Annotated in this window: 16 protein-coding genes and 1 tRNA gene; 8 read left to right on the forward strand and 9 right to left on the reverse strand. The window is 59.9% G+C overall.

Translation table 11 applies throughout. The features are described from left to right. Positions 1-12: 12 nt before the first annotated feature. From CJ178_RS06435 to CJ178_RS06445, 3 genes are all read right to left on the reverse strand, one after another. Positions 13-1317, reverse strand: coding sequence for a DUF1254 domain-containing protein (locus CJ178_RS06435; protein ID WP_095886380.1), 1305 nt, complete (start codon positions 1315-1317; stop codon positions 13-15). An 88-nt stretch (positions 1318-1405) separates the two neighbouring features. Beyond that, positions 1406-2026 (reverse strand): class F sortase, encoded by a 621-nt coding sequence (locus CJ178_RS06440; protein WP_257013026.1) that lies wholly within the window; start codon positions 2024-2026, stop codon positions 1406-1408. After that, positions 2023-2736, reverse strand: coding sequence for a hypothetical protein (locus CJ178_RS06445; protein WP_095886381.1), 714 nt, complete (start codon positions 2734-2736; stop codon positions 2023-2025). Before CJ178_RS06445 ends, CJ178_RS06440 begins: the two co-directional genes overlap by 4 nt. Positions 2737-3148: 412 nt before the next feature. Between CJ178_RS06445 and CJ178_RS06450 the strand changes: the two genes are divergently transcribed. Then, positions 3149-4594, forward strand: coding sequence for a UDP-N-acetylmuramoyl-L-alanyl-D-glutamate--2,6-diaminopimelate ligase (locus CJ178_RS06450; protein WP_257013027.1), 1446 nt, complete (start codon positions 3149-3151; stop codon positions 4592-4594). 38 nt (positions 4595-4632) lie between these two features. Here CJ178_RS06450 and CJ178_RS06455 read toward each other — a convergent pair whose 3' ends face one another. Continuing rightward, on the reverse strand, positions 4633-4989 hold the full coding sequence (locus CJ178_RS06455; protein WP_095886383.1) for a hypothetical protein: 357 nt from the start codon (positions 4987-4989) through the stop codon (positions 4633-4635). A gap of 301 nt (positions 4990-5290) precedes the next feature. Between CJ178_RS06455 and CJ178_RS06460 the strand changes: the two genes are divergently transcribed. Together CJ178_RS06460 and CJ178_RS06465 are read left to right on the forward strand one after the other, a co-directional pair. Then, positions 5291-5962, forward strand: a complete 672-nt coding sequence (locus tag CJ178_RS06460; protein ID WP_033231899.1) for a HemK2/MTQ2 family protein methyltransferase — start codon at positions 5291-5293, stop codon at positions 5960-5962. Positions 5963-5967: 5 nt separating this feature from the next. Then, a complete protein-coding gene (locus CJ178_RS06465) occupies positions 5968-6189 on the forward strand; it encodes a CDGSH iron-sulfur domain-containing protein (RefSeq protein WP_095887867.1) in 222 nt (73 codons plus the stop codon). 136 nt (positions 6190-6325) lie between these two features. On the opposite strand, the gene CJ178_RS06470 is transcribed toward CJ178_RS06465, so the two are convergent. Further along, on the reverse strand, positions 6326-6637 hold the full coding sequence (locus tag CJ178_RS06470; protein ID WP_033231898.1) for a MerR family transcriptional regulator: 312 nt from the start codon (positions 6635-6637) through the stop codon (positions 6326-6328). An 804-nt stretch (positions 6638-7441) separates the two neighbouring features. On the opposite strand from CJ178_RS06470, the gene CJ178_RS06475 reads away from it, so the two are divergent. The 4 genes from CJ178_RS06475 (at position 7442) to CJ178_RS06490 (ending at position 10385) form a co-directional block, all read left to right on the forward strand. Beyond that, entirely contained in the window at positions 7442-8587 is a 1146-nt protein-coding gene (locus CJ178_RS06475) for an alkane 1-monooxygenase (RefSeq protein ID WP_095886384.1), read from the forward strand. Next, complete coding sequence (locus tag CJ178_RS06480) at positions 8584-8913, forward strand: hypothetical protein (RefSeq protein ID WP_095886385.1); 330 nt, start codon at positions 8584-8586, stop codon at positions 8911-8913. The genes CJ178_RS06475 and CJ178_RS06480 overlap by 4 nt, the downstream gene beginning before the upstream one ends. 129 nt (positions 8914-9042) lie before the next feature. Further along, the gene (locus CJ178_RS06485) at positions 9043-9753 is read left to right on the forward strand and encodes a GAF and ANTAR domain-containing protein (RefSeq protein ID WP_095886386.1); all 711 of its coding nucleotides are present in this window, start codon (positions 9043-9045) and stop codon (positions 9751-9753) included. A gap of 176 nt (positions 9754-9929) precedes the next feature. Continuing rightward, the gene (locus CJ178_RS06490; RefSeq protein ID WP_373557472.1) at positions 9930-10385 is read left to right on the forward strand and encodes a hypothetical protein; all 456 of its coding nucleotides are present in this window, start codon (positions 9930-9932) and stop codon (positions 10383-10385) included. Between the two features lie 94 nt (positions 10386-10479). Here the strand turns inward: CJ178_RS06490 and CJ178_RS06495 are convergent, their stop codons facing one another. The 3 genes from CJ178_RS06495 to CJ178_RS06505 form a co-directional block, all read right to left on the reverse strand. Next, positions 10480-10878: a hypothetical protein gene (locus CJ178_RS06495; RefSeq protein ID WP_033231896.1), complete on the reverse strand. Its 399-nt coding sequence runs from the start codon at positions 10876-10878 to the stop codon at positions 10480-10482. Positions 10879-10899: 21 nt separating this feature from the next. Further along, complete coding sequence (locus CJ178_RS06500; protein ID WP_095886387.1) at positions 10900-11343, reverse strand: DUF6389 family protein; 444 nt, start codon at positions 11341-11343, stop codon at positions 10900-10902. A gap of 114 nt (positions 11344-11457) precedes the next feature. After that, entirely contained in the window at positions 11458-14742 is a 3285-nt protein-coding gene (locus CJ178_RS06505) for a protein kinase domain-containing protein (RefSeq protein WP_095886388.1), read from the reverse strand. Between the two features lie 134 nt (positions 14743-14876). Here CJ178_RS06505 and CJ178_RS06510 point away from each other — a divergent pair, with 134 nt between their 5' ends. Next, positions 14877-15707 (forward strand): class II glutamine amidotransferase, encoded by an 831-nt coding sequence (locus CJ178_RS06510; protein WP_172935593.1) that lies wholly within the window; start codon positions 14877-14879, stop codon positions 15705-15707. A gap of 83 nt (positions 15708-15790) precedes the next feature. On the opposite strand, the gene CJ178_RS06515 is transcribed toward CJ178_RS06510, so the two are convergent. Next, positions 15791-15864: transfer RNA gene (locus CJ178_RS06515), tRNA-Pro, on the reverse strand. Positions 15865-15910 lie beyond the last annotated feature (46 nt).

Consider the following 15910-nt stretch of genomic DNA (forward strand, 5'->3'; position numbering starts at 1 on the left):
GCTTCTCCGCGACTACGTGTCCTGGTTACTCACCCGCTCCACCGGAGGGTACGAATAGGTTTCGTCGAGGATCGCCTCCCCGGGCATATAGAGCCGAAGCACCAGCCTGAATGCTGCATCGGGCGACGGCAGCCAGTTTGCTCGCGCGGTGGCGTCGGTCGGCGCGTCCTTCGAGATGGTGATCCGGAGAGACCCATCTGTTTCGTAGCGGATTCCGGCGGTGCGGTCGCCGATCGAGTACCGGTCTATCGGGTTGTCAACCAGGTAGTAGCGCGGAATGTCGTAGAGCGTGATCGACCAGAATGCGCCGACGGGCGGTTTCTCCGGGAAGTTGATGAGATAGGTGTTCTCGCCGATCAGAGGCGCTCCGGTCACGTCGGTGAAGGCTTGTGCATACACCGCTTCGTAGGCGTGATTTCCCCACAGCCCCAGGCGGCACGCAATCGCCCTTTCGACAATGCGCACCTTCTCGTCCAGGATCTTCCACCGGTCGTCGTCGATCGTTCCGAGGCCGAGGTTGTAGAGGTTGTAGTCGAAGAGATGCAGGCCCACCGTCCATCCGTTGAAGACCGGTGCCTGGCCGTGTTTGGTGGCGTCCTCGAGCTCCGCGACGCCGTCCGCATACCAGGCGCGCAGGTCATCGCTATCGACATCCGGAGACCACAAACCGGAAAACTGCTCGATCAGGGCAGATTCCGCGGTCGGAGCGGGGAATGCCTGTGACCAGCGGTGTGCCTGCTGCCAGAAGAGCAGTTCATCGGTAAGGTTCGCGTCCACCGCGGGTAGACCGTTCACTGTCGCGGCCGGGTCGAGTAACTCGAGTATCAGCAAATCCTGCAGCTTCGTCACGGCGGGAATGTCGGCTGGGCCGGTGCAGGCAAATCGGCCGACTATCGACACAATGTCGGTTGAGGCCTGGACCACCGGATGCTCCGATTCTCCGGTCCAGCCCGGTGGGACGATCAGAAAACTGCCGGCTTCATTGCCCGTAGCCCGCGTGCCGACATACGCGATGTTGTTCGTCCAGGCGTCGACAAATTGGAGTACGTAATAGCGATCCCCGGTTGCGGGCACGTCCAATCGCAGTGGTCCACCCGAAAGGTCAAGCTGCGCCATCGAATAGACGGTGTCGTTGTTGATCGTGACAAACGTGTCCTCTGGCCCTGCAAGTTTGCGGGCATGCGAGAAACTGTTGAACGGTGTTGCAGGATTGGAGCCGACTCCGGTCGTGACATAACGCTCCACCTGTCGGAGGTTCTCCACCAGCGGGTAGTAATAGAAATACGCAGCGGCCGCGGTCTCTGTCAGTGCACTCACACTCGTGTCCTTCAATCGGGCACTGTTACCAGTGCGGCGAAGACGCTAGTGCGGCCAACGATATCGATAATCGCGACAATGCGTACAACTACGACAAATCGGGAATCCGTGTCGCCCAGGCTATGTCGTTGTCCTCGTAACCCAGCGGCGGACCCACAAACTCTCCCCCGCACGTGATCAACGCAAGCGTCTCCGGTCCGTCCATCCGGTTCAGGCGCTCGACCGGTAGTTCCCCGTCCTTGCGGTACTCGTCAACCGCATCGATCCGATAGGTCCACTTTTGGCCATCCTCCCCGGTCAACGTCACAACCGACCCCGGAGTCAACGACGAGAATTTCTTTCCGAAACCGTCACCGGCGTACACGTCATTGATGTGGCCGGTGATAACAACAGTTCCCGTACCCGAACCCGGAAATGCGGAGTCCGCCCACCAGCCGACCTTGCTCACATCCTCCGGAGGAATCAGCGAACCACCCGACGTTGTCTTGATCGCAAGAACCACGGCGGCCTCGCTGCCGATGCGCAACTGAGTCGGTGTTGCCGGATTGTCGACTACCGCCTCCAACGCAGATGGCAGATCCTCCTGCCCGGTCGCGAGAACCCGAACCGGTTGGTCACTGTCATCCGAACACCCACTGACACACAACAACACCGTCAGCGCCACTGCGCCGCACAGGCCCCGAAGCGCCTGGCCAGAGGATTGCGTCACCGCGAGATCGGCCCGGACGGAACCTGGGAAATCGGAACTCGATTGCCTACATCGCGTCCGGGCAGTTCACCGTTCTGGTTGCCACCGTTGTTTCCGCCATTTTCGCCACCACCGCCGCCGTTTCCGCCACCCTGGTTGCCGCCATTCCCGCCGCCGTCTGGGCAGTCGGTCCCCGGATCGGTTGTATCGCCCGTCAGCACGATCTTGACCGCGGAAAGGTCGACGGATTGATTCTGCGCCACGAGGTTCGGAGTCGACGCATCAAAGGCGAGGGTTGCTCGGACCGGAATCACTCGTCCGTTGTCCGTATGCGTGACTTTCGTTCCGGACATCCCCAGATCCTGGGTCAATGTCATACGTGAGCGGAGTTCCGGGTCGCCGGTGAGTCCCGCGCCGTCGATCCGCAAGGTGCCGCTGACCGGGCTGCCATGCGCGCGGATGGTTACCGAGGCTCGAAACTCGAGAGTGTCGCCTGGGACAGCGCGCCAGGACTCGATGGAATTGATCTTCGTGCCGGGTGTGCCGGTCGAGACGTCGTACCAGCCGTCGACGACGGCCGGATCGAGTGACATGGAGTTGTCATTGATCTCGGGAACGCACGTCTGCGTCAAAACGGGCGCGGCGCCGGCTGCTCCCGGCAGCGCCGTAGTGATCAGGGCTGCGGTGGCAAAGATCGCTGCGCACGCACCTGCGGTACCAAAAGTTCTCATTCCCGCTACCCTCATCTACGGTCTGACAATCTGGTCAATTCAGTCAAAATACCAGTACAATCGCATATATCGGCACGATCGGACTGACAAAATATTCTTGTGGTGCCATCGGGCAATTATTCCGCAGCCGATCCCGACATTGGGTACATCGTTTCGGCGCGATTCAAAAGTTACAGTTCACCCGAGTAACCGCCGCGCGGCAATTGTGCTCGCGCAGGCCTGATCATCCGCGCGGGTGCATAATCGGCGAGCGGCAGCGGAATGATTGCGGTGTGCAGTGCCACGTGATGTGTTTGGCGCAACTCGCAAATGTCAAACCTGAGGCATGCCACCTCGAGCACAAACGCCGTGATCCGACATGCGCACCGTGTCGAATAGGCCCAGCAGACAACCGAAATGGTCGCTCGAGGCGGTGGCTGAATATCTCGGCGCGGACAGCGAGTTACTGCACGAGCAAGGAACCCTGGTTGTTGCCGGCGTCTGTCAGGACTCCCGTCAGGTTCGCCCTGGCGATATTTACGCGGCGCTGCCAGGCGCCGAACACCATGGTGGCGAGTTCGTCGCCGAAGCAGCGCAGAGGGGTGCCGTCGCTGTGGTCAGCGATCGACCCACTGAAATATTGCCGGCGTTTGTGGTGAAGAACCCCCGAAAGATCCTCGGCCCTTTGGCCGCTTGGATATACGGCGATCCCTCCACATCGCTCGACGTATACGGCGTTACCGGCACCAACGGCAAGACCAGCACTACATTCATGCTCGAAGCCGGTCTAGCCGCGGCCGGACTGCGCACCGGCATCATCAGCGGAATCTGCGTTCGGGGACCAGACGGCGTATCGGAAGCGGAGCGAACGACACCTGAAGCGTGCACGTTGCAACGTACGTTGTCCGCTTTCGTCGACAACCGCGTCGACGCCGTCGCTATGGAAGCGTCGAGTCATGGTCTTGCACTACACCGAGTCAATGGGACGTTCTTTCGCGTCGCTGCCTTCACGAACCTTTCGCGTGACCATCTGGATTTCCACAAAACTATGGCGTCGTACTTCGACTCGAAGGCGCAGCTTTTCTTACCCGAACGTTGCGCCTGCGCGGCGATCAGTGTCGACGATCTGTACGGCAAAGCCCTCGCTGAACGCGTCACTGTTCCTCGTTTGACCTTCTCATCGCATGGTGCCAGCGCCGATGTCACCGCCGCTGACATCAAGGCCGATCAAACGGGAACATCTTTTGTCGCACGCCATGGGAGTTGGGAGAGGAGAATCCGGCTGCGCCTGCTGGGGTGTCACCAAGTTGACAACGCATTGGCGGCAATTGCCGCTCTTCGCATCGGAGGAGTCGATATCGCGGCGGCGCTCGACGGTATCGAAAATCTCGACACCGTCCCCGGGAGATTGGAAAATGTGGAAATAGGACAGAATTTCCTGGCATTCGTCGACTACGTACACAACGCAGGTGCGCAACTCCGCTTGTTTCCGTACCTGCGCTCGTTGTCGAAGGGAAAGATCATTGTCGTCATCGGCGCCACTGGGGGCCGGGACCCCGGCAAACGCGAGCCTCTGGGTCGTACTGCCGGCAGTCATGCCGACGTCGTTGTCGTCACCGACGAAGGTCCGTACCGCGATGACGCAACAGCCCTCAGAAATGACGTGGCCGCGGGGGCGCGACACGCGAATCATGCAGAGGTGCTTATCATTCCGGATCGGAGTGAAGCTATACGGACCGCCGTATGCTTGGCAAAAGCAGGCGATATCGTTGTCGTTGCGGGGCGTGGGAACGACCACGTGATGAACTACGACGGTACGGAGATAGTGTTCGACGATCGCCAAGTACTCGAGCGCGCACTCGTCAAGTATGCAAAATAGTTGTCAGCGCACTGTCGTCCATTCACCCTTCGGATCGGTCAGAACAAGAAGGAAAACGACGCCGCACCGTACGCTACGGCCAACCCTACGAGAATCCATCCGACATACGATCTGATGGACAACCTGCGAGTGCGATGCCATCGCGGCGACGCTCGTAAGAATGCCCCTACAGCGCCCACCAAGAGCGTCACGCTCGGCAAGAACACCAAAAGGCGTCGATCCTTACGCGAGCAGACCAGCACGTCGGTGTCGAAACACTCGCCCCGCCGAGAACCCAACACCACAAGTGCCACTATCATCACAATCACAACCAGGACGATCGAGACTGCGTAAGTGATTGTCCTCCTGTTGATTTCCCGCTCGGCCCCTGCGGCAAGACCGGGTTGTTCAGTCATCGAGGAAACCCTCCGCTGTATTTCACGCCGACCCATTCAGTATCGCAGTAGCGTTTCGCTCACGCTCGGCGCCCAGAGGCATTCGTGGGCCAATCGACCGCGCCGTCGTGATGATTGATCTGTAACCAGTCATACCTCCCGCCATTCTCGCCTTGTCCCGATTTCAAATCGACTCTTGTCATCCAGTCTAAATGTAGCTTATCTACATCAGTGGATGCAGATAATTGACCGTTTGGAGTATAGGATTGCTTCAGTTAAACGGCCGCGTCACACCAGAACGCACAACCCCGAGGAGTCACCGATGCTCTTGCGTCTGCCAGGTGTTTACCCTCCGCAGGAAGATACGTGGCTGCTGGCCGACGCACTGGCTGCAGAGAGACTAGGACGGGACTCACGGGTACTGGATCTCTGCACCGGGACGGGGGCGCTGAGCTTGCGCGCCGCTGCAATCGGAGCCAGACATGTCACCGCCGTCGACATATCTCGTCGCGCAGTCGTCACCACCCAGTTGAATGCCATCCTGCATCGGCATTCGATTCGAGTGATTCAAGGCGATCTGACTACACCCGTTCAAGACCAACGTTTCGACGTAGTCATTTCCAACCCCCCGTACGTTCCTGCGCACGACGACGTCCTACCCACTCGCGGCGTGGAGCGGGCGTGGGACGCGGGCGTAGACGGGCGGGTGCTTCTGGATCGGATATGTACACACGCACCCCGAGTGCTTGCCGAGTCAGGTGTTCTCTTGATCGCGCAGTCTGTGCTCAGCGGGATTGAGAAAACTCAGTCCATGCTGGAAGAACAGGGATTATCTGTGGAAGTCGTGGCTCGCGCGGAGATCCCTTTCGGGCGCGTACTCTCCGCGCGGGCGGCACTGTTCGAGGCCCGCGGCCTCATCGCTCCGGGCCAGCGCACCGAAGAGATCGTTGTCCTTCGGGCCGCGAAACCAAGTCTCGACAAGGAGGTCATGTGAATTCCATGTCCGATACCGAACGCGACATGAGCACGGTCACCGTCACCGTGTGCCCGGACGGACCGATACTTGTTCGTGGTCCTGCAACCCTGATCGATGGCGCGGGCAATCCGATCGAACGAAAACGGGCAACGGTCGCGCTGTGCCGATGCGGTGGTACGAGTATCTCTCCGTTCTGCGACGGCACACACAAGAAAAGGAGGTCCATCCCTCGTGACCAGCGCTGAATGTGGACGTGATGTGGCGAAGCCATGTGAGCCCTCGGCGCGGCCTAGTCGACCAGAGGACGTGAGGTTCGAGAGTTGTAGCGAGCCATCATGATTCGCGGTGGGCCTGCAGAGGAAACCGGAACCAACTCGTCGGTCAGACTCGAACTCCAGTTTGTTCGCTCAACTGTGCAACCCTCGCCGCCAGAATTGAATTCTCGGCCTCGAGCGACAGTATTAACCGGATGCCGACCAAGTTGACACCGTCGTCGATCAGCGCAGTGATACGGGCCAGCGTCTCCAGGTCCGATTCGCTGTATCGGCGGGTTCCGCCTCCGGTGCGGGTCGGTGTCAACAACCCTCGTCGCTCATACAATCTCAACGTTTGCGGCCCGACTCCGGAAAGTTCGGCCATCACCGAGATTCCGTAAACGCCTCGAAGCGCGCGCGCCTGGGTCTCTGACGTCACGGTATACCTCCTAGGCGTCTTCATTGACCGTGCAACCTTAACATTCTCTGCATTTCAATCTAACGTCGCCAGCACAGATTTCATGAGTCCAGCAGTGTGCAATGCGAGCGCGCATTTGTCCCGTCAATTTTCCACCTCAGCTGTTGCCAATTATCTGCAGCTGCTGGTATAGATTTTGAGGGAAGGCGATGGGCGCAACCGTCGAATGAACAGACAGATCTGAATGAACAGGCAGATCTAGTGTCACATCTGCAGAACGACGCCTCAGGCAGTGTTAACCACGCAACTCCAGGAGGCCCAATGACCAATCACGAGGGAAACCGGACCAAGGCTTATCCGACAGTGTCGAGAGAGCCTGCGTTGATCGGGTTTCGAAACACGGACACCAACTCCAAACCGACCTGCCTGACACTGTAACGTGGTCCGAAGATGGGCGGTGCGATAAGCGCAGTGCTACAAGCAAACTGAACAGCACTAGTTATTTTGCTGTCCAGTCCAGAGAAGTGTCGTCCAGATCCTGAAGTTTCTGCTTGATTTCCTGCATGCTCGGCGCGTGACCGCACATTTCCTCGCGGCACCATTTACCTCTGTGAACATTCGTGTACGGACACGTCCCAAATGGCGTGACACAAGACGCCGCAACACGAGACTCTGTCGATAGACACAGCGCCGAGAATGCTCGGGAACCACCCATCAGTCGCACGAATGTCCTTGTAACTTATTGCGACGGAAAGGGATACATAGGTTGCATGCTCAGCAGACGACCGGAACACCCACGACTGTGCAGCACATGTTGGAGACACCATGACGACCGACAAAGATATCGCTACCGAGACAGTTGATCTACCCAGGTGGCGGGATCGAAAACGGTATTGGTGGCCCGTGGCCTTGTTGATCCCACTGAGCCCATTCCTGTCCTGGTTGCTCGTCGATCGTCTGAGCTTGGGATTGTTCTGGGCGACCGGGGCATGGATTCTGGTACTGATCATTCCGATCATCGACTTGATTTCAGGTAGAGACGGCCAGAGCCCGCCGGATCATGCAATTCTGCCGCTGCAAAAGGATCGCTATTATCGTTGGTGCACCTACCTTTTCGTGCCACTACAGTATGCCGGGTTGATGTTTGCGTGCTGGTGCTGGGTGAACGCCCCCATGGCGATGGGTGAGAAGATCGCCCTCTCCATGACAGTCGGAGTCGTAGCCGGCGTAGGAATCAATGCCGCACACGAGCTCGGACACAAAAGCGAAGCCGTCGAGCGATGGTTGGCAAAAATTGTTCTCGCACAATCGTTCTACGGGCATTTCTTCGTCGAACACAATCACGGGCACCATGTCCGAGTGGCAACACCTGACGATCCAGCCAGCGCTCGGTTCGGCGAATCATTCTGGATGTTTTTGTCACGCAGTGTAATCGGCGGATTGAAATCGAGTTGGGCGATCGAAACAGCGCGTGCGCGCCGACGCGGAAAACTCAGCTGGGGTGCGCAGAACAGCATCGTTCAGACATGGGTGATGAGCATCGTCTTATTCGGTGGACTGATCGCAGTGTTCGGCTGGCAGATCGCCCCTTGGCTAGCACTCCAAGCAATCGCCGGGATCTCATTTTTGGAGGCGGCAAATTACATCGAACACTACGGACTGCTACGCAAGCGCAGATCCGACGGCAGTTTTACGAAAGTCCGACCGGAGGACAGTTGGAACAGTGATCACATCGTCAGCAATGTGTTCCTTTATCAACTTCAACGTCACAGCGATCATCACGCCAACCCACGCCTGAGATACCAATCATTGCGAAGTAGCCCGGCGGCACCGCAACTGCCGGCGGGATACGCGGTAATGATCGTCTGTGCTTGGATACCCCCGTTGTGGAGGTGGCTCATGGATCGCCGTGTTCTCGCCTACTACGACGGTGATCTCACCCTCGTCAACACGAAAGCGACTTCACGATGAACGCGCACACCGGTGAGGAAAGGCAGGGCTCCACTCCCCCTGCAGGAACGACGGACCGCAGTAAAATACCGCCCGCCCCGGAGATCATCGCAGCGGTGGAATTCCTCCGCACGCAACCTGACGCAGCAAGCATCCGGCGCCGATATCTTGAACTGATAACACCAGGCAACGAGCGTGACGGCACCACCATCGACTACACCGCCGCTGAGCGCTACCTCCTCGCGACCGCTGCACGATACAAACGACAAGTACGCCTCGGTTCCCGCGCAGAGCAGGGTTCCGGAGACCAAGGTTTCACGAAGCAGGACGACACCGACGGAAGATGATTCACAGCATTTCAACCGTCGAGATCCGGGAAGCGTCGAGCCGCAAAAAGCTTCTGACGACGGGAAAGTAGGATCTAGTACCGTTCGATGCAGGTAGGACTTAACAGCAGACCCCGAGGTGCACACACGATGTCTTGGCCAGACAATGCCCTGACAGAACCCGCAGCTGTTTTTGCGGCGTTGGCCCAGATTCTTTACTCCGCGACAGACGATGCCGACGTGTACAACGCGATCTGTTCCGCCGCGGTCGAATTGATTCCCGGTTGTGATCATGCCAGTTTGATGCTGCGCCGTGGAAACACCACCGTCACCGTCGCTGCGAGTGATGAGATGGCCGCTTTTGCAGATGATTTGGAGCGCGCCACCGGAGAAGGTCCGTGCCTTGACGCTCTCGAAACCGAAACACCACAGCTCGAGTCGGATCTGCGCACTCCGAACCAGTGGCCTGAATTTGCGCGGCAAGCTCTCTCGAAGACTCCGATCCGTGGAAGCATGGGGTTCCGCCTACTCGTCGACCGACGCAAAATCGGTGCTCTCAACCTCTTCTCCGATACACCGGGAGCGTTCACGGAGGACATAGCCGACGTGGCTATTGTTCTCGTCTCCTTCGCGTCTGTGGCAGTCACTGCGTTGTCGCGAGGAGAGGATGCCGAATCGCTGCGGCGAGGTCTGACCGGTAGCCGTGAGATCGGCCAGGCCGTCGGTTTGCTGATGGGATTACACGGGGTATCGAGCGACGCAGCATTCGAGATTCTGCAGAAGACTTCGCAGAACATGAATGTCAAGGTCGCAGACCTCGCTCGCGACGTCATCGTCCGGCATCGATCTACTCTCGACTGACCGGCTCGCTGTCTCCTGAGAAAGTTGGCGCGAGACGGTTGCCTTGCAGCCGGCAGCATCATGTCTGGCCCGCTGGGATAGGATCTGTTTCAGTTCTTCGTCAAGCATCGGCAACGGACGTTTAATTCCCATGCCGTGCTGCCCTGCAACGGCCACCTCGAACAGGTAGGTCAATCATTCCCCTTACGTCGAAGCACTCGGAAACATATAACGACGCATTGATCGCGCTGGCCGCTGCAACCCAGCGTCCGGCCAATGTTGTCAACCTCGCCGGCGATTACGCCATCCGTGTCGATCTCGAGTACAGCCGCTACGTACTGGCCACCAACACTGCCGAGGGTCTGTCGGACGAAACCTATCCCGCCGGCTCGTGGTTGGTTCGTATCTTCCAATCTCAAATCGGCGGCCTCCCAGACGAACTACTCGCCGACGCCACCGATGAATGGCTTATCGACGCATTCGATTCCGTTCTCAGGCGCCTCGAAGCCGACGGAAAGAAGATCTTCGCGGACGCGGACTTCGGAGACGTCAGCCTCCTGAAGCCGCCAACACACGTGATATCGGTGCACTCACAGATCACCCCGGCCCCTCGGCTGCGTTGCACGACTGATGGATCTGCTCTGCAGGAATAAGTCTCACTCGATCGAATACGAACCAGATCGAAACTGTGTCGCTATCGCCGTTGCTCCGAACCACGCGCTTTGCCGCATTCCAGCAATGTGGATGTCAGCCGAGCGCTTCCCCCACCAAGAACGCGACCTTCTGCCGTTCCACATCCACGTCGAAGTCGGCGTCGCGGGCGGCGATGCGCGCGATCAGCTCCGTCACCGCAGCGTGGATGGTCTGTCGCAAGAATCCGCGTGGGTCGGAATCTCCCAGGACGTCGGCACTGTTCATCTGGATCTGCGCAGTGATCGTGCGCCGCGCCAGAAAAACACGCGGGGACCGGACACCGGTCGGATCAGTCACCGTCGTGATGTCGCCACCGACGATGACAAACAGGTCGAAGTCGTACTGGAACTCCACGTTCCGCAGCTGCCACTTGATCCGACTCAACTCTTCGAAGTAGGTCAGCGGTATCGACGGGCCGCCGAACACCGATCTGAACCTGAGCCGATGCGTCATCCGGCCACACCGATCGAAGGCTCACTCACGGTTCGCTCCGACGGGGCGCGGGTCGACAGCACTGTCCGGCGTGGCGACCTCCCAGTACAGGTTGGATGGCCCGACCAAGATGAGTGGGTCGACCCACTCGGCAACGACCTCGACGATGACGTCCTCGAGTTCCTCTCGTGACCAAATCCGCGGCCGGACCGGAACCGCAGGCTCCCAGCCGTCCTCACCCCAGATGACCCCGAACAGTTCCCGCTCATCACCGAGCTGCCTATCCAACGTGAACGCATCAGGGCCGTCGAATCGCGCCCAGACATCGAACGTGCCGTGCGCGTCCTGGTCGACGAATACCTCGATGATCACGCCATCAATTCGGGCAGACGCTGTGTTGCGTATCGTTTCGAGCCGAGCGGCCACGACCGGCGACGCGGTGTCGAGGACGGCTCTCAGTGCGGCGCGGTACTCAGTTGCTTCCACGCACTCAGCATATCCGTGCCGTTCCCGGAGCAGTTCACCCTCGGAGCAACAGCATGCCCCTACAGCAGGAGAACACTAAATCTATTGATCGGCAACGGATCTCGCGAGATCGTGTCAAGATGTCCGATCACGGTCCCTCTCCACAATCCAGGCTGCAACCTGCGCCCGCGAGGTGAACCCCAGTTTTGTCAGTATGTGCTCCACATGCCCCTGGGCGGTGCGCGGTGAGATCACCAGCCGATCGGCGATGGCCTGGTTGGTCAGACCTTGGGCGATGAGATCGGCGACTTGGCGTTCCCGCTTGGTCAGTCGCGTCGAGGCGTCCATGCCGGATCCGGCTGCGTCGGAGAGCCGTTCGTGGAGGGCGTAGGAAATTGCAGCTTCGAGTCCGAAGCCTTGCCCCTTTCGGAAAGCCGCCGCGAATGCTTTGTCTCCGAGCTTCTGACGCGCCTTCTGATCGCATTCCTGGTGATAGACAAGTAAGTTGGAATGAATAATCGCGGTGCTGCCCATTGCGTGCGCCAACCCATCCGCCGCTCCCATCAACACTGCGGCTCTGGTGGCGTCGCGCCGCCCGCACTCGATCCAGGCCATCGTCTCGAGGCAAGCTGCTGCGACGCGTGGGTGGTGTACCAGGCGGGCCAACTTCAGCGATTGCTCGAGTAGCCGCATCGCACGATCGGTATCGCCTTTTCGCCACACGGCGATGCCGAGGGCCCACAACGAGAGCGACCGATACATCTTCTCGCCATAGTGGTCCGTGATCGAGAGGACACGCTCGAGACATTCGATTGCCCTGTCCATCTGGCCGCTCAATCCATAGGCCAACCCCAACGAATACAACGCACCTACCTCGAGCGTCCGATCGCCGTGACGGCTGAATCCGGCGGCGGCGGCTTCGAGAAGCGAGGAAGCGCGCCTGGGGTCACCACTGTAAAGAGCATGCATTCCGTCGGCGAAGTCAACGAGTGGGCGCATCATCGGGTCACGCGTGTGAGCGGTGAGACTCCGTGCCTCCTCGACGCGGCCCGCCCCGGCCCTGAGGTCACCTTGAATACTCGCCATCAGCGTGGCGAAGTAAAGACCCTTGGCCCAGTCGAGGGTGAATTGGCCGCTCTGACGGGCAAGCAAGTGGTCGATCCAGTGCCGGCACTCGTTGTACAGGCCTTGGGAGCTCCAGAAGAAGGACAACGCGACAGCGGTTCGCAGGCCGGCGACGGGATCGTCGACGACGCTGAATTCGAGGGCTTCCCGCAGGTTCGGTTGCTCGCGCTTCAGACGCGCGATCCAGTCGAGTTGGCGGTCGCTGACCCACTCGGCCTCCGCGTCGAGCGCCAACCGTTCGTACCAGTCCCGGTGCCGGCGGCGCAGTTCCGTTAGATCGCCGGACTGCTCGAGCTTCTCGTAGCCGTACTCGCGCAACGTCTCGAGCATCCGGAACCGCACCACCGACCCATGTTCCTCGCGAATCAGAATCGACTTATCGACCAATGACGTCAACGTGTCGAGAAGCGCGCCCGGATACTGGTCCGCGCTGCACACCTGCTCCGCAGCATCGAGTTCGAAACTACCCGCGAATACCGCCAACCGACCCCACACCAGTTGCTCACTGGCAGTACATAACTCGAAGCTCCAGTCGATACAGAGCCGCAACGTCTGCTGCCGCGACGGGGCGCCCCGGATACCTCGAGTCAGCAGCGCGTATCGATCAGTCAATCGCTCGAGAATCTGCTCGAGCGACATCGCCCGCAATCGCGCCGCCGCCAGCTCGATCGGCAACGGCAGCCCGTCGAGCCTGCGGCAGATCCCGGCCACCGTCTCCGCGTTCTCCTCGGTGAGCACAAATCCCGGAACTGCCGACGCGGCGCGCTCGCCGAACAACGACACTGCATCGTATTTAGACAATCCCCGGAGCGACGGCTTCCGCTCGGGCTCAGGGACGCCAAGCGGCGGAACCCGCAGCACCGCCTCCCCACCGATGTCGAGGGGTTCGCGGCTGGTAGCCAGAATCCGTAGCGACGGACAGACGCGCACCAGGGTCGCGGCCAATTCAGCGACGGCATCGACCAGCTGTTCACAGTTATCCAGAACCAGCAGCAATTCCCGCGGTTCGAGAAACTCGATCAGCATCTCCGGTACCGGTCTCGCCGACTGGCCCCGCAGTCCCAGCACACCAGCCACTGTTTCGATCAGCAACGACTCGTCACGCAGCTCGCCCAACTCGACGAGCCGGACGCCATCGTCAAATTCGCTGTGCATCCCCGCCGCGAGCCGCATCGCCAGCCGCGTCTTTCCGACCCCGCCGATCCCGGTCAACGTCACCAACGGGCCAGCGGCGAGCAGGTTCTTCGCTTCGGTCAGCTCGCGTCGGCGGCCCACAAAGCTGGTCAGTTCCAGCGGAAGCTCCCCCGTCGTGCTCGGAGTAAAGGCACCTGAACGTCGCAGTCGACCTTCAGGGCCAGGTCGCCAGCCGCCGCCCGGTTCGCCGGGTTCGCCGGGTTCGGCACGTAGGGACATCTCGTCGACCGGGAAATCGTAGTGCCGTTGCATTTGCCGCAGTTGCTCGCCGAACTCCGCGGCAGTGACTGGGCGCGCGCCGGGCGTCCGCGACATCGCGCGAGAGATTACTTCGGCCACGTCGTCGGGGATCCCATGGTCACGCAAGTCGGGTACCGCTTGCTTGGTGATCCGCAGAAACTGCGCGACAACTTGCTCACCGCTACGACGCTCGAACGGGGCGTGACCGGTGAGAGCGCTGAACAGGACAGCGCCAAGACCGTAAATATCGGCCGCTGGACTCGACGGATCTCCCCCCAGCACCTCCGGCGCCGTATATGCCGGCGACCCGGTGACGACCCCGGTGGCAGTCTCGAAACCACCGGTGATATGCGCGATACCGAAGTCGGCCAACTCCGGTTCGCCGTACTCGGTGAGCAGGATGTTGGCGGGTTTGATGTCGCGGTGCAGGATGCCGAGCCTGTGCGCCGACTCCACCGCGCCCGCCATCTTCACCCCCAGGCGGAACGCCTGATCCAACGGCAGCGGACCGTCGCGTCGAATCCGAGCATCGAGGGAATCCCGCGGGTGATACGGCATCACGATGAACGGACAGCCACTGTCGGTGGCGCCGACCTGCAAAATGTTGACGATGTTCGGGTGTCCGGTCAACCGGCCCATCGCTTGCTGTTCCCGGAAGAAGCGAGACCTGTTCTCCTCGTCGAGATCAACCGTGAGCACCTTCACCGCAACCGGGCGATCCAAATCTGCCTGCATGCAGCGGTAGACGACGCCGAATCCGCCGCGGCCGATCTCCTGGACATCGTCGAAGCCGGCACTTCCCAGTTCCACGGCCGACGGCGGCGGGTAACGCTGAGTGCCGAGCGAATCACCTTCACCCATCGGACGGCCTACTCACTCCGTCGGCACCTAACTCCTGGCCACTGGTCCCGACGGCACGACCAGCGCCCTTCAACCCTATCCCTCACCAGTCGTAGAGGATCGTCATCACTGCCGCAATCTGATTCAATGGAAAGATGTGCAGGTGGCTGGCATATTCAGGTGAACCGATCCTTGCGCATGACCTCTTGTTCCGGCCGAAGCACTCGCTAATCGACCAGAGCCTGCATTCCCGTCTCGGTGCGACGACAACCAATGGCGACGGCTTCGGAATCGGTTGGTACGGAGAGGGCAGCGAGCCTGCCCTGTTCAAGAGCATTGAACCCGCGTGGAACGACTCGAACCTCCGCGAGGTCACCAGCCAATTGCGCACTCCGTTGCTCTTCGCTCACGTCCGCGCATCAACCGGTACTCCGGTGCAGCGCAGCAACTGTCACCCATTTCGGCACGGGAATTGGATGTGGATGCACAACGGTTCCCTGCACGGGTTTCATGAGATCAAACGCGAATTGGTGACCGCCATCGATCCATCGCTCTTCCCCGACTTGGAGGGCTCCACGGACTCGGAAACTCTGTTCTTTCTCGCGCTCACCTTCGGCTTGACCGATGATCCGTTCGACGGGGTTGCCAGAGCGGTCGGGTTTGTCGAGCAGACAGCCCGCGCCCACGGAATCGACAATCCAGTACAGATGACGGTCGCTACGACGGACGGAACTTCAACCTGGATCTTCCGCTATTCGACTGAAAGACAATCAAGGTCGCTCTTCTTCTCCACCGAGATCTCCACGCTGCGGAAACTCCATCCCGAAGTGGAAGCATTGCACCACCTTGGTGAGGAAGCACGAATCGTCGTTTCCGAACCGCTGCGCGACCTTCCGGGAGCGTGGAACGAGGTGCCGGAATCGGCTGCGGGTGTCGTTCAAGCGGGACGGGACGAAATGCGGGAGTTCGAGCCAATCCCTACGTGAGTGCCGGTTCGACATCGACATCCACTCAGACAAACAAAAAATGCGGCTCCGGATTTCTCCGGAACCGCATTTTTGCTCTTCGGTCGGGCTGACAGGATTTGAACCTGCGACCACTTGACCCCCAGTCAAGTGCGCTACCAAGCTGCGCCACAGCCCGTCCGCGCCCTTGTTTCGGGCGCTTGGAAAGATTACATCAGAGACGG

The sequence above is a fragment of the Rhodococcus sp. ACPA4 genome (genome assembly GCF_002300185.1).
In the GTDB taxonomy this organism is placed as follows: domain Bacteria; phylum Actinomycetota; class Actinomycetes; order Mycobacteriales; family Mycobacteriaceae; genus Rhodococcus_F; species Rhodococcus_F globerula.

Excerpts from the sequence above, each read along its gene's own strand:
- CJ178_RS06445 (WP_095886381.1), bottom strand. The coding sequence starts at position 2,736 with ATGAGAACTTTTGGTACCGCAGGTGCGTGCGCAGCGATCTTTGCCACC.
- CJ178_RS06465 (WP_095887867.1), top strand. The coding sequence starts at position 5,968 with ATGTCCGATACCGAACGCGACATGAGCACGGTCACCGTCACCGTGTGC.
- CJ178_RS06485 (WP_095886386.1), top strand. The coding sequence starts at position 9,043 with ATGTCTTGGCCAGACAATGCCCTGACAGAACCCGCAGCTGTTTTTGCG.
- CJ178_RS06495 (WP_033231896.1), bottom strand. The coding sequence starts at position 10,878 with ATGACGCATCGGCTCAGGTTCAGATCGGTGTTCGGCGGCCCGTCGATA.
- CJ178_RS06455 (WP_095886383.1), bottom strand. The coding sequence starts at position 4,989 with ATGACTGAACAACCCGGTCTTGCCGCAGGGGCCGAGCGGGAAATCAAC.
- CJ178_RS06505 (WP_095886388.1), bottom strand. The coding sequence starts at position 14,742 with ATGGGTGAAGGTGATTCGCTCGGCACTCAGCGTTACCCGCCGCCGTCG.
- CJ178_RS06480 (WP_095886385.1), top strand. The coding sequence starts at position 8,584 with ATGAACGCGCACACCGGTGAGGAAAGGCAGGGCTCCACTCCCCCTGCA.
- CJ178_RS06510 (WP_172935593.1), top strand. The coding sequence starts at position 14,877 with ATGTGCAGGTGGCTGGCATATTCAGGTGAACCGATCCTTGCGCATGAC.
- CJ178_RS06475 (WP_095886384.1), top strand. The coding sequence starts at position 7,442 with ATGACGACCGACAAAGATATCGCTACCGAGACAGTTGATCTACCCAGG.
- CJ178_RS06460 (WP_033231899.1), top strand. The coding sequence starts at position 5,291 with ATGCTCTTGCGTCTGCCAGGTGTTTACCCTCCGCAGGAAGATACGTGG.